The 21,923-nt window shown below is 73.8% G+C and carries 18 protein-coding genes; 10 read left to right on the forward strand and 8 right to left on the reverse strand.

Going from position 1 to position 21,923, the window contains the following annotated elements:
- Nucleotides 1-15: 15 nt before the first annotated feature.
- Nucleotides 16-780, forward strand: coding sequence for a hypothetical protein (locus ACZ4XX_RS12430; protein WP_468507878.1), 765 nt, complete (start codon nt 16-18; stop codon nt 778-780).
- Here ACZ4XX_RS12430 and ACZ4XX_RS12435 read toward each other — a convergent pair.
- Both ACZ4XX_RS12435 and ACZ4XX_RS12440 read right to left on the reverse strand, forming a co-directional pair.
- Entirely contained in the window at nt 761-2,149 is a 1,389-nt protein-coding gene (locus ACZ4XX_RS12435; RefSeq protein ID WP_468507879.1) for an SWIM zinc finger family protein, read from the reverse strand. The genes ACZ4XX_RS12430 and ACZ4XX_RS12435 overlap by 20 nt on opposite strands.
- Nucleotides 2,146-5,262 (reverse strand): SNF2-related protein, encoded by a 3,117-nt coding sequence (locus ACZ4XX_RS12440; RefSeq protein WP_468507880.1) that lies wholly within the window; start codon nt 5,260-5,262, stop codon nt 2,146-2,148. Before ACZ4XX_RS12440 ends, ACZ4XX_RS12435 begins: the two co-directional genes overlap by 4 nt.
- Nucleotides 5,263-5,825: 563 nt before the next feature.
- On the opposite strand from ACZ4XX_RS12440, the gene ACZ4XX_RS12445 reads away from it, so the two are divergent.
- Both ACZ4XX_RS12445 and ACZ4XX_RS12450 read left to right on the forward strand, forming a co-directional pair.
- Nucleotides 5,826-6,941, forward strand: a complete 1,116-nt coding sequence (locus ACZ4XX_RS12445) for a fatty acid desaturase family protein (RefSeq protein WP_468507881.1) — start codon at nt 5,826-5,828, stop codon at nt 6,939-6,941.
- A gap of 87 nt (nt 6,942-7,028) precedes the next feature.
- Nucleotides 7,029-7,574: an MOSC domain-containing protein gene (locus tag ACZ4XX_RS12450; protein WP_468507882.1), complete on the forward strand. Its 546-nt coding sequence runs from the start codon at nt 7,029-7,031 to the stop codon at nt 7,572-7,574.
- Nucleotides 7,575-7,625: 51 nt separating this feature from the next.
- On the opposite strand, the gene ACZ4XX_RS12455 is transcribed toward ACZ4XX_RS12450, so the two are convergent.
- From ACZ4XX_RS12455 to ACZ4XX_RS12475, 5 genes are all read right to left on the reverse strand, one after another.
- Nucleotides 7,626-9,020: a tannase/feruloyl esterase family alpha/beta hydrolase gene (locus ACZ4XX_RS12455; RefSeq protein ID WP_468507883.1), complete on the reverse strand. Its 1,395-nt coding sequence runs from the start codon at nt 9,018-9,020 to the stop codon at nt 7,626-7,628.
- Nucleotides 9,021-9,340: 320 nt separating this feature from the next.
- Nucleotides 9,341-10,390: a hypothetical protein gene (locus ACZ4XX_RS12460; RefSeq protein WP_468507884.1), complete on the reverse strand. Its 1,050-nt coding sequence runs from the start codon at nt 10,388-10,390 to the stop codon at nt 9,341-9,343.
- A 218-nt stretch (nt 10,391-10,608) separates the two neighbouring features.
- Nucleotides 10,609-10,944: a hypothetical protein gene (locus ACZ4XX_RS12465; RefSeq protein ID WP_468507885.1), complete on the reverse strand. Its 336-nt coding sequence runs from the start codon at nt 10,942-10,944 to the stop codon at nt 10,609-10,611.
- 93 nt (nt 10,945-11,037) lie between these two features.
- Nucleotides 11,038-12,978: a bifunctional serine/threonine-protein kinase/glutamate ABC transporter substrate-binding protein gene (locus tag ACZ4XX_RS12470; RefSeq protein WP_468507886.1), complete on the reverse strand. Its 1,941-nt coding sequence runs from the start codon at nt 12,976-12,978 to the stop codon at nt 11,038-11,040.
- Between the two features lie 281 nt (nt 12,979-13,259).
- Nucleotides 13,260-13,868, reverse strand: a complete 609-nt coding sequence (locus tag ACZ4XX_RS12475; RefSeq protein WP_468507887.1) for a class I SAM-dependent methyltransferase — start codon at nt 13,866-13,868, stop codon at nt 13,260-13,262.
- A gap of 177 nt (nt 13,869-14,045) precedes the next feature.
- On the opposite strand from ACZ4XX_RS12475, the gene ACZ4XX_RS12480 reads away from it, so the two are divergent.
- The 5 genes from ACZ4XX_RS12480 to ACZ4XX_RS12500 are packed head-to-tail and all read left to right on the forward strand — an operon-like array spanning nt 14,046 to nt 19,563.
- On the forward strand, nt 14,046-14,873 hold the full coding sequence (locus tag ACZ4XX_RS12480; RefSeq protein ID WP_468507888.1) for an MHYT domain-containing protein: 828 nt from the start codon (nt 14,046-14,048) through the stop codon (nt 14,871-14,873).
- A 59-nt stretch (nt 14,874-14,932) separates the two neighbouring features.
- The gene (locus ACZ4XX_RS12485) at nt 14,933-18,091 is read left to right on the forward strand and encodes a sensor histidine kinase (protein ID WP_468507889.1); all 3,159 of its coding nucleotides are present in this window, start codon (nt 14,933-14,935) and stop codon (nt 18,089-18,091) included.
- Entirely contained in the window at nt 18,088-18,522 is a 435-nt protein-coding gene (locus ACZ4XX_RS12490; RefSeq protein WP_468507890.1) for a roadblock/LC7 domain-containing protein, read from the forward strand. Before ACZ4XX_RS12485 ends, ACZ4XX_RS12490 begins: the two co-directional genes overlap by 4 nt.
- A 14-nt stretch (nt 18,523-18,536) precedes the next feature.
- Entirely contained in the window at nt 18,537-18,953 is a 417-nt protein-coding gene (locus ACZ4XX_RS12495; protein WP_030316908.1) for a DUF742 domain-containing protein, read from the forward strand.
- Complete coding sequence (locus ACZ4XX_RS12500) at nt 18,934-19,563, forward strand: GTP-binding protein (protein ID WP_468507891.1); 630 nt, start codon at nt 18,934-18,936, stop codon at nt 19,561-19,563. Before ACZ4XX_RS12495 ends, ACZ4XX_RS12500 begins: the two co-directional genes overlap by 20 nt.
- Nucleotides 19,564-19,589: 26 nt before the next feature.
- Here ACZ4XX_RS12500 and ACZ4XX_RS12505 read toward each other — a convergent pair whose 3' ends face one another.
- Nucleotides 19,590-20,015, reverse strand: a complete 426-nt coding sequence (locus ACZ4XX_RS12505) for a PPOX class F420-dependent oxidoreductase (protein ID WP_468507892.1) — start codon at nt 20,013-20,015, stop codon at nt 19,590-19,592.
- Between the two features lie 152 nt (nt 20,016-20,167).
- Here ACZ4XX_RS12505 and ACZ4XX_RS12510 point away from each other — a divergent pair, with 152 nt between their 5' ends.
- Together ACZ4XX_RS12510 and ACZ4XX_RS12515 are read left to right on the forward strand one after the other, a co-directional pair.
- Nucleotides 20,168-20,581 (forward strand): roadblock/LC7 domain-containing protein, encoded by a 414-nt coding sequence (locus ACZ4XX_RS12510; RefSeq protein ID WP_468507893.1) that lies wholly within the window; start codon nt 20,168-20,170, stop codon nt 20,579-20,581.
- A gap of 147 nt (nt 20,582-20,728) precedes the next feature.
- On the forward strand, nt 20,729-21,874 hold the full coding sequence (locus ACZ4XX_RS12515) for a DUF6397 family protein (protein WP_468507894.1): 1,146 nt from the start codon (nt 20,729-20,731) through the stop codon (nt 21,872-21,874).
- Nucleotides 21,875-21,923: the final 49 nt, after the last annotated feature.

Raw genomic sequence — 21,923 nt, forward strand, 5'->3', positions numbered from 1 at the left:
GCCCGTCGGTTCGGCGTGCCGCTCGTTCCGCTGCTCGTCGCCGGGCTCGTGGCGACCGCGTTCGTCGCCGCACGGGGCGGGACCGAACAGGGCGGGACCGAGCAGGGCGTGTCCACGGCCGAGCGGCCCGGAAGCGACCAGGTCGGCGCGCCGTCACCCGTCATCTCCGGCGACGACCGTGCCGAGGCCACCCCGCCGGGTGGCGGAGGACCGACGGACACGCGGACGCCCGACGGCGGGGCGACCGGCGCCTCTCCCACCGACACGCCCTCAGCCGCCGTGACCTCGGACGCCACGCCGACACGTACCGCCTCCCCGCACCTGACCGTCGACCCCCGGGAGGTCGCGTCCGCGACGCCCTCCCGGACCGGCGGCGCCAGCGCCACGTCCCGGCCGACCCGCCCCACGACGGGGGGTGGCGGTTCGTCCCGCCCCGTCTCCTTCGAGGCGCTGCGCGTCGGTGACTGCTTCGACATCGACCGTGGCGCGCCCGGCACCGCACTCCGGCGCTCCTGCGACACGCCGCACCACGCCGAACTCGTCACCCGGCTCCGCCTCACCGGTCGCCATGCCACGGACACGGGGATCCGCGAGGCGGCCGCACTGCTCTGCCGCGAACCGCTGCGCCGCAAGGCGGCGCGGCAGCCGCTCGGCACGCGCTGGACCACCTTCGTCCAGTACCCGTACCGGACGAGCTACCTCCTCGGTTCGGACGCTGTCGCCTGCAGCCTGGCCGCCCCCTCCACCGGGGGCGGCACCCTCAGCCGTCGACTCCAGTAGGACCGGCGGCGAAGGCAGTCGCCAGCGCCGTCGCCGGATCTCGGTCCGCAGGTCCGGCGGGGGACCAGCGGGCACCCGACTTCAGGTACGGCCACCAGCGCCCGTCCTCGCCGAGCCGCAGCTGTGCGTCCGCACCCACCACCGTCCACCGCGCGCCGCCGGACCGTCGCACGGTCGGGCGCTCGTCGTCCTCCCAGGCCTCCGTGAGCCGGGTTCCCGCCCACGCGAGCGCCTCGGCGTCCGGCGTCCACTCCTCCTCCAGTACGGCGAGGGCGGCGGCGCCTCCGAAGCCCCACGCGCGCGTGGCGACCTCCATCTCCGCCCGCGTCCGGCCCGAGCCGGCGGCGAGCCGCGCCGTGATCCACGGCACGGGGGAGTCCGACGCCAGCCGCACCGCGTCCTGAGCGACCGTCAGCGGAGCCGTGACAGCCTTCAAAGCTGTCGGAGCCGACGGAGCCACGGGCGCCGGGGCGCTGCCGTGGAGCGACGTTCCGCCGGCCGACGCCCCGACGGAGAGCGCCTCCACCAGCATCCGGTGCGCGCGGCCCGCCGCGTCGGACGCGAGGAACTCCAGGGCCGCCGGGTCCACCCCGGGCTCCGGTTCCGTCTCCGTGTCCAGGGACGGCGACCGCCCCGGCACGTCCTGAGCGGCCGGCGGCACGGGGAGCGGCGGCACGAGGAACCCCGCCGCGTAGGCCTCCTCGGCCGACACGCCCGGCATCCCTCCGGCGCCGTCGACCGTGTCCGCGTCCGGTGTGTCGGCCGAGCCCCGCCCGCCGCGCGCGGCACGCGAGGCGCTGCGCGCCTGCAACTGGTCCAGGAGCATGCGTTCGCCGCGCCCCCGCATGAGGAGCAGGACGAAGGGGTCCTCGTCGAGCAGGCGGGCCACCTGGTAGCAGAGCGCCGACGTGTGTGGACAGTGGTCCCACGCCTCGCAGCCGCACTTCGGGTCGAGATCGCCGATCCCCGGCAGCAGTTCGAGCCCGGCCGCAGCCGCGTCCTCGACCAGGTGCGGCGGCATCTCCCGGTCGAGGAGTGCGGCGATGTGTCCCGCGCTGTCGACGGCGAGGTCCAGGAGCCGCTCCCACTCCTCCTCCGAGAACTCGCGCACCAGGACGTCGCTGCGGTACGACGTGCCGTCGCGGTCCTTCACCACCGCGGTGATGCGACCGGGCCGCACCGACACGGCGCCCACCGCTCCCGCGCGCGCGTGCCGCCGTCCCGCCTTGAGCTGCTGGCCGTCGAGCGCGGTGTCCTCCAGGGCCTTCAGCCACGCCAGGCCCCACCAGGTCCTGGCGAAGGACCCACCCCGCGTGGGCGGCAGCGCCGCGAACGTCCGCTCGTCGCCCTCGTGTCCGTATCCGCTCATCGCGCGTCACCCCGCAGTCGTACGAGCTCCGCCAGCTCGGCATCGGTCAGTTCGGTCAGCTCCGGCGGGGTGTCCCCGCCGGTCCCGAGGACGGTGTCCGCCAGCTCCCGCTTGCGGTCGAGCATGGTCGCGATCCGGTCCTCGATCGTCCCCTCGGCGATGAGCCGGTGCACCTGAACCGGGCGGTCCTGTCCGATCCGGTACGCGCGGTCGGTGGCCTGGGCCTCCACGGCCGGGTTCCACCAGCGGTCGTAGTGCACGACATGTTCGGCGCGAGTGAGATTGAGCCCCGTCCCGGCGGCCTTGAGAGAGAGCAGGAAGACGGGGACCTCGCCGGTCTGGAACCGGGCGACCATCGCCTCGCGCTCGGCGACCGGCGTCCCGCCGTGCAGGAACTGCGTCCGCACGCCCCGCGCCGCGAGATGGGCCTCCAGGATCCTGGCCATCCCCACGTACTGGGTGAAGACCAGGGTGCACGCACCCTCGGCGAGGATCGTGTCGAGGAGTTCGTCGAGCAGCTCCAGCTTGCCCGAGCGGCCCTCGATCCTCGGCCGCTCCTCCTTGAGGTACTGGGCGGGGTGGTTGCAGATCTGCTTGAGCCCGGTCAGCAGCTTGACGACCAGGCCGCGCCGCGCCATGCCGTCGGCCTCGGAGATCGCCGCCAGGGTCTCCCGTACCACCGCCTCGTAGAGACCGGCCTGTTCCGGCGTCAGGGAGACGGTCCGGTCGGTCTCCGTCTTCGGCGGAAGCTCGGGCGCGATGCCGGGATCCGACTTGCGGCGGCGCAGCAGGAACGGGCGGACCAGAGCCGAGAGTCGCGCGGCCGCCGCCGGGTCACGGCCGCCCTCCACGGCGGCTGCGAACCGGGTCCTGAAGGCACCCAGGGTGCCGAGCAGGCCCGGCGTGGTCCAGTCGAGGATCGCCCACAGCTCGGAGAGGTTGTTCTCCACGGGCGTGCCGGACAGCGCCACGCGCGCGCGTGCCCCGATGGTCCGCAGCTGCCTGGCTGTCGCCGAGTACGGGTTCTTGACGTGCTGCGCCTCGTCCGCGACGACGAGTCCCCAGCTCCGCTCGGCGAGTCGCGCCGCGTCGAGCCGCATGGTGCCGTACGTGGTGAGGACGAACCCGCCGTCGGCGAGGTCCTCCAGGTCACGGGTCGCGCCGTGGAAGCGGCTCACCGGCGTGCCGGGGGCGAACTTCTCGATCTCGCGCTGCCAGTTGCCCATGAGGGAGGTCGGACAGACGACGAGGGTGGGACCGGCGGAGGCGGGGTCGGACTGGCGGTGCAGATGCAGCGCGATGACCGTGATGGTCTTGCCGAGACCCATGTCGTCGGCGAGGCAGCCTCCGAGGCCGAGCGAGGTCATCCGGTGCAGCCAGTCGAGGCCGCGCAGCTGGTAGTCGCGCAGGGTCGCGGCGAGTGCCGGGGGCTGGGAGACCTGCGGGTGGTCGTCCTCGGGGTCGGCGAGCCGTTCCCGCAGACGTTCGAGCCAGCCTGTCGCGGCCACCTCGACGGGCCGGCCGTCGATCTCCGTGGTGCCGGTGAGGACGGCCGAGAGGGCGTCCACGGGAGTCACCGCGCGGTCCTGCTGCGTCTGGGCCCGGCGTACTTCGGCCGGGTCGACCAGCACCCAGCGGTCACGCAGACGGACCAGGGGGCGTCCGGCCTCGGCGAGCCGGTCGAGCTCGGCGCGGGTCAGCTCCTGATCGCCGACGGCGAAGCGCCAGTTGAAGCCGAGCAGGGCGTCGGCGGAGAGGAAGGAGGGGAGGGACGAAGTGGAACGTACTTCCTCCGCCGTCTCGTCGGCCCCGAACGCATCGGCACCCGCCCCGAGCCCTGCGGCACCCGCCCTGCTCCCTTCGGCGCCGGACGGGAGCGCTTCAGTACCTTGACCGAGCCCTTCGGCGTCGGACCCGGACCCGTCGGCGGTGCGCTGTCCCTCCGGCAGCTCCCCGCCGACCGGTCCGATCACCGCACTCGCCGTCAGCCGGTCCGCGAGCTCCCGCGGCCAGTGCACCTGGACACCTGTGGTCGCCAGGGCCCGGCCCGCCGTGCCGAGCAGCTCCGCGACCTCCTCGTCGGCGAGTTCGACGGTGTCCGGCACCGCCGCCGTCAGGAGCGGGGCCAGCGGGGGCCAGGCGCGAGCGGCGCGTCGGAGGGCGAGCAGGGCGTCCATCCGGGCCCGGGGGCCGAATGCGGCCGCCGTCCGGCCGGACCCCGCCCACACCTCGGCCGCGTCGGCGACGAGGGTCGGGTCGGCGACGCCGTGCAGCTGCAGGACCGCCCGGAAGTCCGGCGCCTTCTCCGAATCGGCGGTGAAGCCCGGCAGTTCGAGCCGGAGCGACAGCCGGATGCCCGCATCGTGCACCGCCGCCACGTCGGCGGCCCATGCCCGCTGTTCGGGAATCGGCTGCGGCGCGTCGGCGGCGAAGGCGGGGCCACCGGCGGCGAGCGGAGCGGCGGGGGTACGGGGGAGGGTGTCCGCGACGGCGTCGGCGAACGCGCGCAGCAGCGCCTCGGGTTCGGGAAGGAGCAGCGGCTCCTCCGACGAGAGCGGTACGGCGTGGGCCTCGGGAGGCATCGACGCGGCGAGCGTCCGCAGCGCGGCCAGCTCGCCGGGCCCGAGCGGACCGGCGCGCCAGGCGTCGACGTCGCCGGGGGTGAGGCCGGGCAGCAACAGGCCACGTGAGACCAGGTCGAGGGCGAGGAGCGAGGCGGCGCCCCAGAAGGCGCTCGCCGGTGACGTGGTGTCGGAGGAGCGGGCGCGGGCGAGCAGCGGCAGGGCGTCCCGTACGGAGAGGACTCGCGCGGGGACGGTCACCGGCCGGAGGCTCTCCCCGTCGACGACCGTGATGTCGGCGTCAGCGGCACGAGCACCGGCGGTGGCGGTGGTGGTGTCTGTGCCTGTCGCGGGGGAGATGGCCGTGGCGGTCCGGGCTTCCGGCCGGGCGCCGGTCGGGAGGGCGTCCGGGCTCGGCAGGGGGTCCCCGTCGGCGGACCAGAAGGCGATCAGGCCCGCGCGGGGCGGATCGGCGGGGAGGAAGACGGCGGAGTGGCGAGTGAGTTCGCGGGAGGTGTCCCAGGAGAGGTCCTGGGCGGATGCCGGAGGCATCTGAGCGGGTTCGCGGGCGGAATCATCGGGTCCGTGCGACAGCGACAACGCATTCCTCAAATTTGACTACCTGAAGTCCGAGCGGCCGAGGGTACCTCACCGCACCGGCTCGACGAGGCACTCGCCTCGCGTGATCCACGCCACAGTCGCCAGGGGGTGGGGCGAGCCCCACCCCCGGCCCCCGGCGCACCCCCGACCGGGGACGGGTGGTGACGCCATGGCCCCGGACGATCACGGATCCGTAGGTTCTCGGTAGGCGCTGGACGACCGTCACGGACGCCGCCGCGGACACGAACCACCGTCGTCACCGCCACCGCCACAGCCACAGCCACGGCCACCGCCACCTCCGCCCGTACCGACGTCGATGCCGCACGGACGCCGCCGCGGACACGAACCACCGTCGTCACCGCCACAGCCACAGCCACCTCCGCCCGTACCGACATCGACGCCGTCAGAGACGGCGCCACCGTCACAGACGCCCGCCACCGTCACGGACACCGTCACCGCCGCCCGCACAGCCCGTGTCGCCGCCGCATTCCGACCGACAGAAACCGGAGCCCGCCATGTCCCAGGCCACCGTCCTGCCCCCGGCCGCCGCCGCACCCGCCGCCGCACCCGCCGCCGCACCCGCCGCGGCGCCCGCCCGAGCCAGGGGCGGCAGCGAGTTCACCCCGCTCCTGCGGACGGTCAGGTCGCAGGGCCTCCTCGAACACCGCCCCGGCTGGTACGCCCGCGGCATCGCCGTCAACCTCCTCGGTATCGCCGCCGTTGTGGCCGGGCTCGCCCTGATCGGGCCCTCCTGGTGGGCGCTCCTCCTCGCCGTCCCCCTCGCGCTGCTCTCCGCTCGCGCCGCGTTCGTCGGCCACGACGCGGGCCACGCCCAGATCACCGCGAACCGCAAGGTCGGCAGGATCCTCCAGCTCGTCCACGCCAACCTCCTCCTCGGCATGAGCCGGGAGTGGTGGAACGACAAGCACAACCGCCACCACGCCCACCCCAACCACCTCGACAAGGACCCGGACGTCGCCGCCGACATCCTCGTCTTCGCCGAGCACCAGACGGCCGGCCGCACGGGGCTGCGCGGATTCCTCACCCGCCACCAGGCGTGGCTGTTCTTCCCGCTGACGACCCTGGAGGGCATCGCGCTCAAGGTGTACGGAGTCCAGGCGCTGCTCGCCGAGGACGGGCCCTGCCGCTCCCACCGCGAGCGGCTCGTCGAAGGCGCGCTGCTCCTCGCCCACTTCGCCGGCTACACGGCCCTGCTGCTCACCCTTCTCACCCCCGCCCAGGCGCTCGTCTTCGCCCTCGTCCACCAGATGCTGCTCGGTGTCCACCTGGGCATGGCCTTCGCCCCCAACCACAAGGGCATGGAGCGGCCCGACGAGCACGCGGACGGCGACAGCTGGGGGCACCTGCGGCGCCAGGTGCTCACCTCGCGCAACATCCGGGGCGGGGCCCTGACCGACTGGTTCCTCGGCGGTCTCAACTACCAGGTCGAGCACCACCTCTTCCCGAGCATGCCGCGCCCGAACCTGCGTCTCGCCCAGCCTGCCGTCCGGGCCCACTGCGCCGCGCTGGGCGTCCCGTACACGGAGACCGGTTTCGTGGACTCGTACCGCCAGGCCCTCGGCCACCTGCACGACGTGGGCGCGCCGCTGCGGTCCGAGTGGGCCCAGTAGGGTCGCAGGTGATCACGTGCGATGTGATCATCGGTCCGGCGGTCGGGGCTTCGGCCGTCGGAAAGCGGAGAAGGGGAGCTCCTCGCCATGAGCGACGGCACGGTCACCACGGTCAGCAGCAACGGCACGTACACGTTCACCAAGCCGAACCGCGAGGGCATCACCCTCCTTGCCGGGCTCGGCGTGGAGGGCGACGTCCACGCGGGCGTGACGGTCAAGCACCGGTCCCGTGTTGCCCAGGACCCGACCCTGCCGAACCTGCGTCAGGTCCACCTCATCCACGCGGAGCTCTTCGACGACGTCGCCGGAGCCGGCTTCGAGGTCGCTCCCGGCGACCTCGGCGAGAACGTCACCACCCGGGGGATCGACCTCCTCGGCCTGCCCACCGGCACCCGCCTGCACCTCGGTACGGAGGCGGTCGTCGAGATCACGGGACTCCGCAACCCGTGCGCCCAGATCGACAACTTCCGGCACGGACTGCTCAAGCAGGTGCTCGGCCGTGACGAGAACGGTGCGATCGTACGCAAGGCCGGGGTCATGGGCATCGTCCTCACCGGCGGCGAGGTGCGCCCCGGCGATCCGATCCGCGCCGAGCTGCCGGAGGGCCCGCACCGCCCGCTGGAGAAGGTCTGAGCGGCGGGACCTCTCGCCCCACTCCTCCCGCGCGGGACCGGCCCCCGCGGCTCACCCCTCCAGGGCGCAGGAGTCGACCACGTCACCACGTGCGGGCCGGGTGATCGTCCGGTCCGCCGGCGGAGCCGTACCGTCCTCGACCCAGCTCGTCAGCGCGTCGAACGCGGAGCGGTAGCACGGCAGGATCGGGCGCAGACGGTCCGGATGGGTGTCGTACAGGCCGTCGGTGTGCGTTCCGTCCTGCACCGTGTAGAACCGGTGCATCCCGCCCCGGCCCCGCAGATCGATCATCCGTGCGTACACGGCGGAGTCGGTGGCGAGGGGCAGCAGCGTATCGAGGTCGCCGTGGAGGGTGATGAGCGGCTTGCCGATGCGACCGGTGAGCGCGACCTTCGCCACCGCCCGGTGGACGGAAGCGGGCCGGGAGGCGTAGTCGTACGCGGCGTCCGAGGCACAGGGCGCGAAGATCTGCTCCACGGTCCCGCCGGCGGTCGAACCGGGGCAGGCGGGGTCGTACGAGGGGTCGAACTCGGCTCGGAAGATCTTCTGCGTCAGTCCCCAGTAGGCCTTCTCGTGGTACGGCCACAGGAAGCGCGACCCGGGCGCGAAGCCGGCCTCGATCAGATCCTCGTCGGTGGCCTGCCCGAGCGACCTGGCCACCGTCACCGGCAGGCTCGTGAGGAGGTTGGGGCCGCGCGAGGTCCAGAGCACGCCCTCCCAGTCGACCCCGCCGTCGTACAGCTCGGGACGGTTCTCCAGCTGCCAGCGCGTCAGATAGCCGCCGTTGGAGATGCCCGTCATGTACGTGCGCTCCGGGGCGTGGCCGTAACGCTGCCGAACGGCCTTCTTCGCGGCCCGCGTCAGCTCGGTCACACGGCGGTTCCACTCGGCGACCGCGTCGCCGGGACCGCGTCCGTCGGTGAAGAAGTCCGGCCCGGTGTTGCCCTTGTCGGTGGCCGCGTAGGCGAAGCCCCGGGCGAGGACCTGGTCGGAGATGAGCGCGTCCGTGGAGTACTGGCGCCGGGTGCCGGGCGCGCCGGTGACGACCAGGCCACCGTTCCAGCGGTCGGGCAGCCGGATGACGAACTGTGCGTCGTGCGCCCAGCCGTGGGTGGCGTTGAGTCGTGAGTCGTCGGGGAAGTAGCCGTCGATCTGGACGCCGGGAACGCCCGACGGGTGACGGGTCCCCAGGGCGGCGAGCCCGGTCTGGTCCGCCGTGTCGGTGTACGGCGTGCCCGCGAGACCGGCGGTCGTCAGATCCGCCAGGCAGGCGGACTGCTGGTGCTCTGCGCCGGGAACGTGGAGCCGGTCCTGGCGCGCGCAGTGCGCGGTGGTGCCTGCCGCCGGCCGTTCCTCCGCTCCGGCGGGGCCCGCGGGGGCGAGGACGGTGACGGCGGTCAGGAGCGCGGCGAGCAGCGGGCGCGGGCCGCCTGGGAGCGGGCGCATGGAGGCCTCCGGTGGCGAGGGAAAGGGATGCGGCGCCACATCGTGCGGCGCGCCCTCACCACCGGGCCATGGCCCCGGACCACACTTCGGGCCGACGGCCCGTGTGGATCGGCATGACACCCTTGGCAGGCCTCTGCCCGGCAGGAAGCGAGCGGAGATCGATCGAGAGCCGATCGAATCCGCGATTCGGTCCCCGGTTCGGCTCCCGGTTCGGTCCCCGGTTCGGTCCCCGGTTCGGTCCCCGGTTCGGTCCCCGAACGGGAGCCGTTCGAGAGGTGATCGGGGATCGATCGGAGTAGATCGAAGCAGATCGGGGTCGATCAGGAGGGCCGGACGGCCATCGCGTCGAGCCCCTCGAGGAGCGCGGGCAGCCGTGGACCGCGGGCCACCGGCAGGACCTCGCCCGGCAGCTCGTCGAGGAGGACGAAGGCCATGTCGTCCGGACGCGCCGCCAGCGACCAGCCGGGGCCGTCCGCGCGCAACGTCCGTGCGCCTCCGTCCGTACCGGAGTCGGTGGACCGCACCCGCCCGACCGGCGGCGGATTCTCCAGGTAGCCGCGGAGCTCGTCGAGGGCCCGACGGACTCCGGCGTACGGATCGGCGACGGCGTCTGTGTCCGCTGGAGCCGTAGCGGCAGCGGCAGTGGCAGCGTCGGTGGACGGAGCAGCCTTCGCGGGCGGCGCCGCCTTCTTGGGGGAGGGCCTCTCGAACCACGTCGTCGGCCTGGGCTGGGCTTCGGACGATGTCCTGGGCGAGGCGGCGGGCTCGGGCGACGACGCCGCGGTTCCGGACGGCACCGGGGCCCTGGACGGGGCCTCCGTCCCCGCCTCCGCCCCTGCGCCCGCACCCCCGTCGGCCGACGGGGCGTTCGTCACCTGGCTCCGCCAAGCGGCCCAATGGAGTGCCACCTCGTCCGCGCCGAGGCGCCGCTGGGCAGGCCCCCACGCGTCACCGGACGGTGGGATCAACGGTGCCGGATCGCCCTCCTCCGGCTCCGGGTCGTGCGGGGCCGGTACGCCGGGCGCGCGGGTCACCACCTCGAGCGGCCAGCCCGGCAGCCCGGCGACGACCGAGTGCTCGTCGGGAGAGAGGTCGTAGGCCATCCCGCAGTCCCAGGAGGCGATGGCCACCGCGACGAGCGACACGTCGTCGACGACGACCGTCCACCGCGCGCCCAGCCCGTCCTGGCCGAACACGAGCCCGTACCCCTCGGCGTACGGCTGGAGCCCGAGCGCCGCGCAGGCTGCCGGGTAGTCGTCGCCGAGCACGCTCGGGAAACGCGCGGGCGTCAGCAGTGCCGCGGTCAGCACGAACAGCGCGTCGGCAGCGCCGTCGGCCTCGGCCTCGGCGATCGGGTCCGTCCCAGCCACGCATGCCTCCCCATCTGGTTGTCGGCGCACCTTAACCAGTGAGTAGGGAGCCCTGTCCATAGTCCGGCGCCGTGACCTGCATCGCCGTACGGGTGCGGGCCGGGCGGCCGGCCGCGGTGCGGCGGCGTCTCCCGCGCCCGCGCCCGGGCCCGCTCCGCTCCGGCCCAGGACGGACCGCGCCGCCCGCCCCGCCCTGCCCCGCCTCGTCCCCGCGGGTTCTACGCGTCGGCCGCCGGTCGCCGCGCCGGCTCCTCCCGTAGGCCCAGGAGTGAGCGGGCCACGGCTCGCGGCGACTCGTTCCGTTCCCGTGCGAGGGTGAGGAGGGCCCGGCAGGCCAGTTCGTTGACCCCGAACGACAGCATGCCGGGGGAGACCCGACTGGCCGCCTCCTCCGCCCGTGCCGGATCGTCCTCGGCGCACGCGGCCACGTACTCGGCGGCCGCCTCGAAGAGGTTGTGCCCCTGCCGGGGGCGTGGTGGTGCCGGCGCGGCGGCCGCGGTAGCCCGCCGGGCGGACGGAAGGAGCCTGCGCAGTCTTTCGGGTACCCGTGCCACGCCGCACCGCCTTTCCCGGGCACGGCTGCCCGGTACATCCACGGTAGTCAGTGAAGTGCCGGGAAAGAAGGGTGCGTTGGGGTCGCCTGGGCTCTAGGAGCCCCCACCGCTGGTGGACCACTGCTGGACCGGCGGCGCGACGTTCTTCAGGAGCGGGAGGTTTCTTTCGACGGCCTTCTTCCAGGAGCCGTCGTCGATCATCTTCTGGAGTGCCCGCTGAATGGTGCCGCTCGCGTCGGCGCCCTCCGGAACGCCGATGCCGTAGGGCTCGTCGCTGACGCTGAAACCGGCGAGCTTGAACCGGCCCTTGTACGCGTTGTCCGCGGCGTATCCGGCGAGCAGCGTGTTGTCCGTGGTGACGGCGTCGACGGCGCCCGAGGCGAGCTCGTCGATGCAGCGGTTGTAGCTGTCGTGCGTCACGACCTGTGCCTGAGGGGCGAGCTTCGTCCGGATCAGGAGCGCGGTGCTGGAACCCGTGGCCGTGCAGACCTTCCGGCCGTTGAGATCCGTCGGGCGCTTGATCGTGGTGTCGGCCGCGGGCAGCAGGACGTCCTGATGGGCCATGAAGTAGGGACCCACGAAGTCGACCTTCTCGTCCCGGAGGGAGTTGAACGTGTACGTCGCCACGACCAGGTCGACGTCACCGTCGGTGAGGAGCGACTCACGCAGGGAGCTCCGGGCCTCCTTCCACACGATGTCGGCGGGATCGTGCCCGAGTACGCGGGCGACGTAGGTCGCCACGTCCACGTCGAGACCCGTGTACGTGCCGTCGGGGTTCTTGAAGCCGAGTCCGGGCTGGTCGAACTTGATGCCGATGGTGATCCCGGGGCCGTCGCCGGCCGGGGGCGCTCCGGACGTACCTGTGGAGGGGGTGGAGGGTGACGACGGCGAGGAGGATCCCTGGCCGCTCGGCTTGCCCTCGACGCGGTCGCCGTCTCCGTCGTCCTTCGCGCCGCCGAGCGGGAGGAGGTTCCAGACGAGCACACCGCTGAGCACGACGGCCGCCCCCGCGACCGCCGCGTACACCCCGCCGCGCCGCTTGTGTGCCGTGGGAGGACCGGTCGGTACAGGGGGTGCGAGACGGAAGGCGGTGGCGGTGGCGGTGTCCGCGCCGGCGTCGACGGAGGGGCGTCCTTCACGCATGACCGCATGAGGCACCTGATCATGTTGCTGTTGCTGTTGCTGTTGCTGTTGCTGTTGCGGTGACGAGCCCGCTCTGGCTTCTGCCTCCGCTTCGGCCAGCATGCGGTCGAGCGACTCGCCGTCGGGGCGCGCCGCCGGATCCCGTACCAGCACGCTCGTCAGAACCCGCGTCAGCGCCCCGGCCCGTCGGGGCGGCGGCACCTCCTCGCCGAGGACGGCCGCGAGCGTGGCGAGCGTGTTCGCACGGCGCAGCGGATGGCGGCCTTCCACCGCGACGTACAACGTCATGGCCAGCGACCAGAGGTCGGCGGCCGGTCCGCCCTCCTCGCCGCTGACGCGCTCGGGCGCCATGTAGTCGGGCGTGCCGATGATGGACCCGGCAGCGGTGAGGGCGGTGGCCCCGTGGATCGCCGCGATGCCGAAGTCGGTCAGGACGGGCTGCCCGTCGGGCCGCAGCAGGACGTTCGGCGGCTTGATGTCCCGGTGCTGGATGCCCGCCGTGTGGGCCGCCCGCAGCCCCGCGAGGATCCCGCGCCCCAGCGTCGCCGCCTCGCCGACGGCGAGTTCACCGCGGTCGAGGCGGTCCTGGAGCGAACCGCCGGGGACCAGTTCCATGACGAGCCAGGGGTAGGTGCCCTCGCCGCCGTCCACGATGTGATGGATGGTCACGACCTGGGGGTGCGCCACGCGCGCGAGTGCCCGTGCCTCGCGCAGTACCCGGATGCGGAGCTCCCGGGCGGCCTCGGGGTCGTACTCGGCCAGTGCGGGGTCGGGCGGGCGGACCTCCTTGAGGGCCACCTCACGGTGGAGCGCCAGGTCCCGTGCGCGCCACACGGTGCCCATGCCGCCCCCGCCGAGCCGATTCACCAGCTCGAACCGATCGTCGACCACCCGCGTCACTCGAAGCCCCCTCAGCCGCACCGCCGGCCCCGCCCCGACTCTGCCACATCCGGGCGGGGGATCCGGCCGGAAGGAGAACGATGAAGGACGATGAAGGACGGTGAAGGGCAGGGCCATGGGGGCCCGTCGGGTCACGGGGGCGGCCGGCCGGACTCCCGGTGCGCGGATGCCCCGGAATCCCGGTGCCCGGATGCCCGGACTTCCGGTACCCGAATGCCCGGTACCCGGATGACCGGACGTCCATGACGGTGGGGGGCGCGACGGTCCGCGGCTCAGTCCTCCCGTACGGCCATGGCCAGGTAGCGCGTGTCCTCGTCGACGTAACCGACGAGCCGCCAGCCGGCCTCGGCGAGTACGGGGCGCAGCCGGGGTTCGGCGCGCAGGTCGTCCGGGGTGATCTGTCGGCCGTGGCGGGCCGCGAGGGCCGCCCGTCCGATCGGGTGGAAGAGCGCGAGCCGGCCGCCGGGCTTCACGACGCGGGCGAGTTCACGCAGATCGGCGACAGGGTCGGCGAGATGCGAGATGAGCCCCGCCCCGAACACCGCGTCGAGCGCGCCGTCGCGCACCGGCAGGTGTCCGACGTCGGTGAGCAGCAGCGTCGCGGTACCGGCCGTGCCCCCGCGCCCGGCGGCGACGGCCCGCTCGAGCATCTCGGGGGTGAGGTCGGCGCCGAGTACGGTGCCGGACGGGCCGACGGCGGCGCGGAGGGGCGTGAGGGCGCGCCCGGTCCCGCAGCCCGCGTCGAGCACGGCGTCGCCGGGGCGCAGGCCGAGTTCCTTCACCGCGGCCGCGTACGCGGGGGCGTCGTCGGGGAAGCGGCTGTCCCAGCCGGCCGCGCGGGCGCCGAAGAACTCTCGGACGTGTGTGGGGTCATCGCTCATGCGCTCATGATTCCGTACCCGGAGGAGTGACCGTCGAGTGTGAACATTTTGTGTGCATCGTCTGCGTGCATGTTCGAGCCCGGTGTGATCGTTCGGGATCATCTCTCTGTCATATTCCATCAGCTTTCGAAATGCGCCCCTGGTGCGCCCCCTGATGCGCACTAGCGTCCGGGAGCCATGGGACACCTGGACCACGCCACCTTCGGCTGGCTGACACCTGCACTGTCGTACGCGATGGCCTGCGTCGGCGCCGCCCTCGGGCTGCGTTGCACCGTGCGCGCCCTCGACGCGACCGGCCGCTCGCGGCGCAACTGGCTGCTCACGGCGGCCTCCGCGATCGGCACCGGCATCTGGACGATGCACTTCGTGGCGATGCTCGGCTTCGGCGTGACCGGCACCGACATCCGCTACAACGTTCCGCTCACCATGCTCAGCCTCGTCGTCGCGATGGCCGTCGTCGGCGTCGGGGTGTTCGCCGTCGGCTACGGACGCGACCGGGTCCGCTCGCTCCTGATCGGCGGACTCACCACGGGCGTCGGCGTGGCGAGCATGCACTACATGGGCATGGCCGCCCTCCGGCTCCACGGCGAGGTCGGTTTCGACCCGCTGCTCGTCGGGCTCTCCGTGCTCATCGCCGTCGTCGCCGCCACCGCGGCCCTGTGGGCGGCCCTCAACATCCACTCACCCGCCGCCGTGGCCGTCGCCTCGCTCGTGATGGGCGCGGCCGTCAGCAGCATGCACTACACCGGAATGCTCGCCGTGCGGGTGGACGTGGACCCCTCGACCGCCACCCTGCCCGGCGCCACGGTCATGCAGTTCATCTTCCCGCTGGCCGTCGGCCTCGGCTCGTACCTCTTCATCACCTCGGCCTTCGTCGCCCTCTCACCGACGGCCAAGGAGCGTGCGGCATACGCCTCCGCGGGGCGCCTCACCGACGAGCGCGCGGTGGACGTCGCACCTCCCGGTTTCCGGACCGCCGAATCCGCCCGTACGCCCATGAGCTGAGCCGACCCCCCACACACACACCACGCACCAGAGACCGTCGCAGCCGGAACGAGGAGGCCATGCGAACTCCCCGCAGGACCAACGACGCCAAGGCGTCGGCGCCGCCGTCGGCGGCCGCGCGCGGGCGGCGCGCACACGCCGGGCCGCCCGCCGACGAGCCGGGCGAGCCCACCCCCGAGGCCCTCCGCACCACCGGACACCCGACCTCCGGCGGCCATCCGGCCGGCGCGGGACACGCGGCCGGCACCGGTCGCAAGGACACCACCGGTCGTGCGGCCACCACGGGAGACCACGCCGGAGCCCACGGCCCGTCCGCGCCCGGCCCTGCCGCCCACGGCCCGTCCGCGCCCCACGCCGGCGCGGCGCACGGACTCCGCGCCCCGCGCCGCGGCCTCCGTCCCCGCACCGTCCGCGCCAAGATCGTCTCGCTCCTGATGGTCCCGGTCGTGTCGCTCCTCGCGCTGTGGGGCTTCGCCACCGTCACCACGGCCCAGGACGTCGCCCGGCTCCGCCAGCTCCAGCGCGTCGACGCCGAGATCCGCGAGCCCGTGACGGCCGCCCTCACCGCCCTCCAGGACGAACGGCGCGCCGCCGTACGACAGGTCGCCGCCCCCGGCGCCACCCGGGCCGCCGAACTCAAGGACCGGATTCGCCGCACGGACGAAGCCGTCGACCGCCTCCGCCTCGACGGCACGCACACCGTCGGCGACACCGGGGACCTCCCGGGCGACGTCGGGGACCGGGTCAGCGCGTTCGTCGGCAAGGTCGCGGGCCTCGCCCGGCTCCGTACCGCCGCGACCGACGGGCGCGCCGACGCGAACCAGGTGTACGAGGAGTACACCGCGGCGGTCTCCGCCGCCTTCGCCGTCGGCGGCTCCCTCACCGGCATCCAGGACACCCAGCAGGGCTCCGACGCGCGCGTACTCCTGGAATTCGGCCGGGCCGGCGAGATGCTGTCCCGCGAGGACGCCCTTCTCACCGCCGCCCATCTCACCGGCAGGTTCTCGGACGAGGGGCTCCGCGCCTTCTCCGGCGCCGTCGAGACCCGGCGCACCCTCACCGCCTCCGCCACCGCCGACCTGCCCGCCGCCGAACGCGCCGCGTGGGACCGGCTCGCCGCCGGCGGAGACCACGCACGGCTCACCCGGGCCGAGGACCGCATCCGCGCCGAGAGCCCCGGCCGCACGGCCGCCCAGGCGGTCCCCAGCGCCGACTGGGACGACACCCTCGCGGCCGTACGCAGCGGACTCACCACGATCGAGACCGACGCCCGCACCGCCGCGGCCGACCGTTCCGACCCCTTCGCCGGCGGTGTCCTCACCGCGGGCGGCGCGGCGGTGTTCCTCGGCCTCGCGGCCGTCGCCGCCTCCCTCGTCATCTCCGTCCGGATCGGCCGCGGCCTGGTCGTCGAACTCGTCAGCCTCCGCAACACCGCCCTCGGCATCGCGCGCGGCAAACTCCCCGCGGCCATGCGACGGCTGCGCGCCGGCGAGGAGATCGACGTCCAGGCCGAGACCCCGACCGGTCCCGTCTCCCAGGACGAGATCGGCCAGGTCGGCGAGGCCCTCACCACCGTCCACCGCGCGGCGCTCTCCGCCGCCGTCGAACGCGCCGAGCTCGCCAGCGGCATCTCCGGAGTCTTCGTCAACCTCGCACGCCGCAGCCAGGTCCTCGTCCACCGCCAGCTCAACCTCCTGGACAGCATGGAGCGGCGCGCCGACGACCCCAACGAACTCGGCGACCTCTTCCGGCTCGACCACCTCACCACCCGGATGCGACGTCACGCCGAGAGCCTCATCATCCTCTCCGGCGCGGCCCCCGGCCGGGCCTGGCGGATGCCCGTCCCCCTCACCAACGTCGTCCGCGCCGCCGTCTCCGAGATCGAGGACTACGCGCGCGTGGAGGTGCGCAGACTCCCCGAGACGGCCGTCGTCGGCGGCGCCGTCGCCGACCTCACCCACCTCCTGGCCGAACTCATCGAGAACGCGGCACAGTTCTCCCCGCCCCACACCAAGGTCCGGGTCAGCGGCGAGCCCGTCGGCAACGGGTACGCCCTGGAGATCGAGGACCGTGGACTCGGCATGGGCAAGGAGACCCTCGCCGAGGCCAACGCCCGCATCGCCCAGTCCGAGGCCCTCGACCTCTTCGACAGCGACCGCCTCGGCCTCTTCGTGGTCAGCAGGCTCTCCGCCCGCCACGACATCAAGGTCCAGCTGCGGACCTCCCCGTACGGCGGCACCACGGCCGTCGTGCTGCTCCCGACCGATCTCCTCCAGGGCGCCCTGCCTCCGGGCCGGGGCGCGGGGGCGACCGGCCACGGAACCGACACGCCCCACGCCGGAACCCCGCAGGTACGGGACCCCCGTACGCCCGCCCCCGGCCTGGGAGAACCGGGCGCGGACCACCGGCAGAGCACCGACGACCGGACGACGGGCGACCGGTACGGAGCCGACGGGCCCGGTTCCCACCGCCTCGGCTCCGACCGGCGCACGGACGACGCGCGCGCCGCACGTGAGCGCGAGGAGGCGCAGCGCGCCGAGGCCCGTCGCTTCGGCCGTCCCCAGGTGACCCGTCCGCCGGCGCAGGCCGGTCCATCCGCCTCCGTCCCCGCAGGGCCGGTTTCGGGGGCCCACAGGACCGCGCCGCAGCCACCGGGCGGCACACGGCCCGGGATCCTGCCCAGGGAGACGAGCGGCCCCCGGCCGCCGGTCCCGCCGCAGCCTCCCGCGTCCCCGCGCCCGCAGTCCCTGCCGCGCCCGACCGCCGTGCCCGCGCTCGCGGCGCCCACGGAGCCGGGGCCGCCGCCCGCCGGGGTCACCGAACTGCGACGCCGCGGGCCCTCGGTACCGACGCCGATGCGGCCGCAGCAGTCCGGCACGCCCGCGGGTGCCACGGGTCCCGCAGGTGCCGCCCGGCATGCCGGACACGGCGACGACGCAGAGGGCGAGCTGCCTCGCCGGGTGCGGCAGGCGAGCCTGGTCCCGCAGCTGCGCGAAGCGCCCGCCTCGGCACCGGTGTTCGTACCGGCCGAACCCGGCACGGACGCCCGCACCCCGGAAGCCGTACGGGACCGCATGGCGGCCTACCGCGACGGCTGGCAGCGGGGCGGTGGTGCGGCTCCGGGCAGCAGACGCCCCCTGGGCACCGGCAGCGGTCACGACCCCGGCCACGGCACGACCCCCCTCGACGACCCCCGCCCCGAAGGAGACCAGTCATGATCGACCACGAGAGGATCTCCCACCACCGGTCCGGCGAGCTCGACTGGCTCCTCGACGACCTGGTCATGCGGGTCCGGGAGGTCCGCCACACCGTGGTGCTCTCCAACGACGGACTCGCCGTCGGAGCCTCCAACGGGCTCAGCCGCGAGGACGCGGAACACCTGGCCGCCATCGCCTCCGGCTTCAACAGCCTCGCCAAGGGGGCGGGCCGCCAGTTCCACACGGGCGGCGTCCGCCAGACCATGGTCGAGATGGACGACGGCTTCCTCTTCGTCGCCGCGGCGGGAGACGGATCGTGCCTCGCCGTCCTCAGCTCGGTGAGCGCGGACATCGGCCTCATCGCGTACGAGATGGCCCGTCTCGTCAAGCGGGTCGGCGAGCACCTGCACACCCCGCCGCGGCTCACGGTGACCCCGCCGGCCGTCGGCTGACCCGGGGAAGGCCCATGAACGAGGACAGCACCGGCGGCGGCCCGTCCGTGCCGGGCAGTCAGTGGTACGACGCCGACGCCGGACCGCTCGTACGCCCGTACGCGATGACCGGTGGCCGGACCAAACCCGGGCCCAGCAACGTACGGTTCGACCTCATCGCCCTCGTCGTCGTCGACGACGACCCGCCCGGACCCGCCGAGGAATCCCTCCTCGGCCCCGAGCACCGGTCCCTGCTCGCCCTGTGCCGGGCCGAGACCCAGTCGGTCGCGGAGCTCTCCGCCGACGCCGACCTGCCCGTCGGCGTCGTCCGGGTCCTCCTCGGCGACCTCCTCGAATCGGGCTTCGTACGCGTCAGCCGGCCCGTACCGCCCGCACAGCTCCCCGACGAAAGAATCCTGAGGGAAGTAATCGATGGCCTACGAGCGCTCTGAGAGCACCGGTGCGGACGACGGCAGGGACGACGACGTGGACACGACCGCCCTCGCCCTGAAGATCCTGGTCGCCGGCGGGTTCGGCGTGGGCAAGACCACACTCGTCGGCGCGGTCAGCGAGATCCGGCCGCTCCGCACCGAGGAACAGCTCAGCCGAGCGGGGGAGTCGGTCGACGACACCGGGGGAGTCGACCAGAAGACGACCACGACCGTCGCCATGGACTTCGGCCGCATCACCATCCGCTCCGGGCTCTCCCTGTACCTGTTCGGGACGCCGGGTCAGGACCGGTTCTGGTTCCTGTGGGACGAGCTGTCCCAGGGCGCCCTCGGGGCCGTCGTCCTCGCCGACACCCGGCGACTCGAGGACTGCTTCCCGGCCGTCGACTACTTCGAGCACCGGAAGATCCCGTTCGTGGTCGCCGTCAACTGCTTCACGGGCGCGCGTACATACGGCGCGGCCGACGTCTCCCGTGCACTCGACCTGGATCGGGGCACGCCCGTCGTGCTGTGCGACGCGCGCGACCGCGACTCAGGGAAGGAGGTGCTCATCCGGCTCGTCGAGTACGCCGGGCGGATGCACACCGCCCGGCTCCTCGACACGGTCGGCTGAGCCGCCGCACCGCTCCCCGGGACCGGTCAGTCGGCCACGCCGGCCTGGGCGACCACCTTCCGGATGCGCACCCGGACGAGGAGCTCGCCCGGGACCGCGTTGCGCTCCCCGAACTCGTCCGCCCGGTCCTCGCCCATGTAGCGGGCGCCGATGCGGCCGGCCCAGTGGCGCAACTCCGCCGGGTCCTCGACGAGTTCGGCGCGACCGGTCAGCAGGACGAAGGCGAACGGCGGGGTGTCGTCGTCGACGCACAGGGAGACCCGTCCGTCGCGCGCGAGGTTGCGGCCCTTCACCGTGTCCTTGCCCGTGTTGAACACGAACTCGTCCCCGTCCAGGAGGAACCAGATCGGTGCGACGTGCGGACTGCCGTCGTCGCGCACGGTCGCCAGCTTGCCGGTACGGGTTCCCTCGGACACGAAGGTCCGCCACTGATCATCGGTCATCCTCGTCATGTCCCCATCCTGCGGCACGCGCGGGCGTGATGCAGTGCTTGCCCTGTTCACGACAGTGCGTAAGGCTTGCGGCGATACGGCGGACCACTGCGGAACGGGGACCACGGGACAACCGGGTCGCCGGGACGCACCACCCAGGGGGAGGACCACTGATGGCGTTGGACAAGGGACTGGACTGGCTGCTCGACGACCTGACCCAGCGAGTCGGATTCATACAGCACGCGCTCGTGTTGTCGAACGACGGCCTGGTGACGGGCGCGAGCAGCGGACTCGCACGCGAGGACGCCGAACACCTCGCGGCCGTCTCCTCGGGCCTGCACAGCCTGGCCCGGGGCTCGGGCCGGCACTTCAGGGCGGGCCGGGCGCGTCAGACGATGGTCGAGTTCGACGAGGCCCTGCTCTTCGTGACGGCGGCGGGTGAGGGCAGCTGCCTCTGCGTCCTGAGCGCGGCGGAAGCGGATGTCGGCCAGGTGGCGTACGAGATGACGCTGCTGGTCAACCGCGTCGGCGAGCACCTCGGCGTGGCCGCGAGGCAGCCGGGGCGGCCGGACGGCGGCCTGATCTGACGCAGCGGCCACCGGCCTGAGGATGTTGTCCACAGGCAGTTGTCCACAGGTCGTGCGAGGTTCGTCACTCTGCGTTACGTTCTCGGTGGTGGGTCGGAGAGACCCGCGACACGAAGAGAACACGGACGTACGGGGGAGGGCCACGCGATGACGGTGGACGAGGGGACGCGCACGGTGACACCAGGGCGGGCCGCGCAGGAACTGGAGCTGGGGCGCGACGAGTTCCGGCTCGCGGTCCAGCTCGGCCTGGTCAGGACGGTGCAGGCGGGGGAGGGCGGACGGCGGCGGGTCGAGCGGTGCGAGATCGACCGGCTCAGGGCCGCGCCGGACTTTCCCGCCGGCCTGCGCGACCGGGTGCGCGCGGTCGGCACGGCGGAGGCCGCGGCGCTCCTGGAGATCAGCCCGGAGCGCTTCACCAGGCTGGCCCGGACGGGCCACGTCAGTCCCGTGCGGTTCTCCCTGAACCGCTACCGGGCCGTGGTCTGGACGTATCTCGCGGAAGAGGTCGCCGAATTCGGCCTCAGCTGCCCGGCGCTGCTCACCGGACGACTGCCCGTGGAACTCCGCGAACGCCTGGCCGCGCACGAGGACCTGCGACCCAGGAACTGGCGGGCCCGACGGCTCGGCGCGCTTCTCCGCGCCACGGACGACCCCTGGGCGCAGGCCGCCGTCATGGCCTCGATGCTCGACCCGGTCCAGGTGGCCGAGGTCGTCGACGACCCGTACGAGCGCGCCCACCTCGATCGGCTGCGCCCGTCGCCGCCGCCCGGAATGCCGGTGCGGGCGACGGCCCGCGACATCGCCGAGCGGCTCACGCGGGCCGACGACCCGGACGAGATCCTCTGGCACCGGTTGAGCCTGGCCCTGGCGCTCGACGATGCCCGAACAGAGCAGCCCGCGCCCTGCCCGGGTGGTTCGGGCCGTGAGGGTGCGGCCGGAGAACGGCCGGGTGCCGGGATGCTCATGCGGACGCTCAGCGGGCCGGCTCCGGCCGGGGCGCCCGTATCGCCTCTGCCGCCCGTGCCGGCTGTACTGCGCCTGCTGCACGTGGGGCCCGTACCGCCCCTGCCGCCCGTGCCGGCCCCGTCTCCCCTGCCGTCCGCAGGAGAGACGGCTGCGGCCTCGGCTCCGGCTCCCGCTGCTGTTCCGGTTCGAGCGGGGCGGCTGCCCGTGACGGACCCTCCGCCGAGCCGTCCGGCCGCCCGCGCCAGGCTCCTCGACCGGCTGCGACGCCGAAGGGCGGCCGTCGGCGGGCGGGCCGGAGGACGGAGGCGATCCGCGTCCTGGCCCTGACGGCGACGCGCGGCGTGCGGTGCGGGCGCGGTGTGGGGAGGATGGGCTC

This window comes from Streptomyces sp. NPDC029956 (genome assembly GCF_055574655.1).

Excerpts from the sequence above, each read along its gene's own strand:
- ACZ4XX_RS12435 (WP_468507879.1), bottom strand. The coding sequence starts at position 2,149 with ATGAGCGGATACGGACACGAGGGCGACGAGCGGACGTTCGCGGCGCTG.
- ACZ4XX_RS12440 (WP_468507880.1), bottom strand. The coding sequence starts at position 5,262 with ATGCCTCCGGCATCCGCCCAGGACCTCTCCTGGGACACCTCCCGCGAA.
- ACZ4XX_RS12445 (WP_468507881.1), top strand. The coding sequence starts at position 5,826 with ATGTCCCAGGCCACCGTCCTGCCCCCGGCCGCCGCCGCACCCGCCGCC.
- ACZ4XX_RS12450 (WP_468507882.1), top strand. The coding sequence starts at position 7,029 with ATGAGCGACGGCACGGTCACCACGGTCAGCAGCAACGGCACGTACACG.
- ACZ4XX_RS12455 (WP_468507883.1), bottom strand. The coding sequence starts at position 9,020 with ATGCGCCCGCTCCCAGGCGGCCCGCGCCCGCTGCTCGCCGCGCTCCTG.
- ACZ4XX_RS12475 (WP_468507887.1), bottom strand. The coding sequence starts at position 13,868 with ATGAGCGATGACCCCACACACGTCCGAGAGTTCTTCGGCGCCCGCGCG.
- ACZ4XX_RS12480 (WP_468507888.1), top strand. The coding sequence starts at position 14,046 with ATGGGACACCTGGACCACGCCACCTTCGGCTGGCTGACACCTGCACTG.
- ACZ4XX_RS12485 (WP_468507889.1), top strand. The coding sequence starts at position 14,933 with ATGCGAACTCCCCGCAGGACCAACGACGCCAAGGCGTCGGCGCCGCCG.
- ACZ4XX_RS12490 (WP_468507890.1), top strand. The coding sequence starts at position 18,088 with ATGATCGACCACGAGAGGATCTCCCACCACCGGTCCGGCGAGCTCGAC.
- ACZ4XX_RS12495 (WP_030316908.1), top strand. The coding sequence starts at position 18,537 with ATGAACGAGGACAGCACCGGCGGCGGCCCGTCCGTGCCGGGCAGTCAG.
- ACZ4XX_RS12500 (WP_468507891.1), top strand. The coding sequence starts at position 18,934 with ATGGCCTACGAGCGCTCTGAGAGCACCGGTGCGGACGACGGCAGGGAC.
- ACZ4XX_RS12505 (WP_468507892.1), bottom strand. The coding sequence starts at position 20,015 with ATGACGAGGATGACCGATGATCAGTGGCGGACCTTCGTGTCCGAGGGA.
- ACZ4XX_RS12510 (WP_468507893.1), top strand. The coding sequence starts at position 20,168 with ATGGCGTTGGACAAGGGACTGGACTGGCTGCTCGACGACCTGACCCAG.
- ACZ4XX_RS12515 (WP_468507894.1), top strand. The coding sequence starts at position 20,729 with ATGACGGTGGACGAGGGGACGCGCACGGTGACACCAGGGCGGGCCGCG.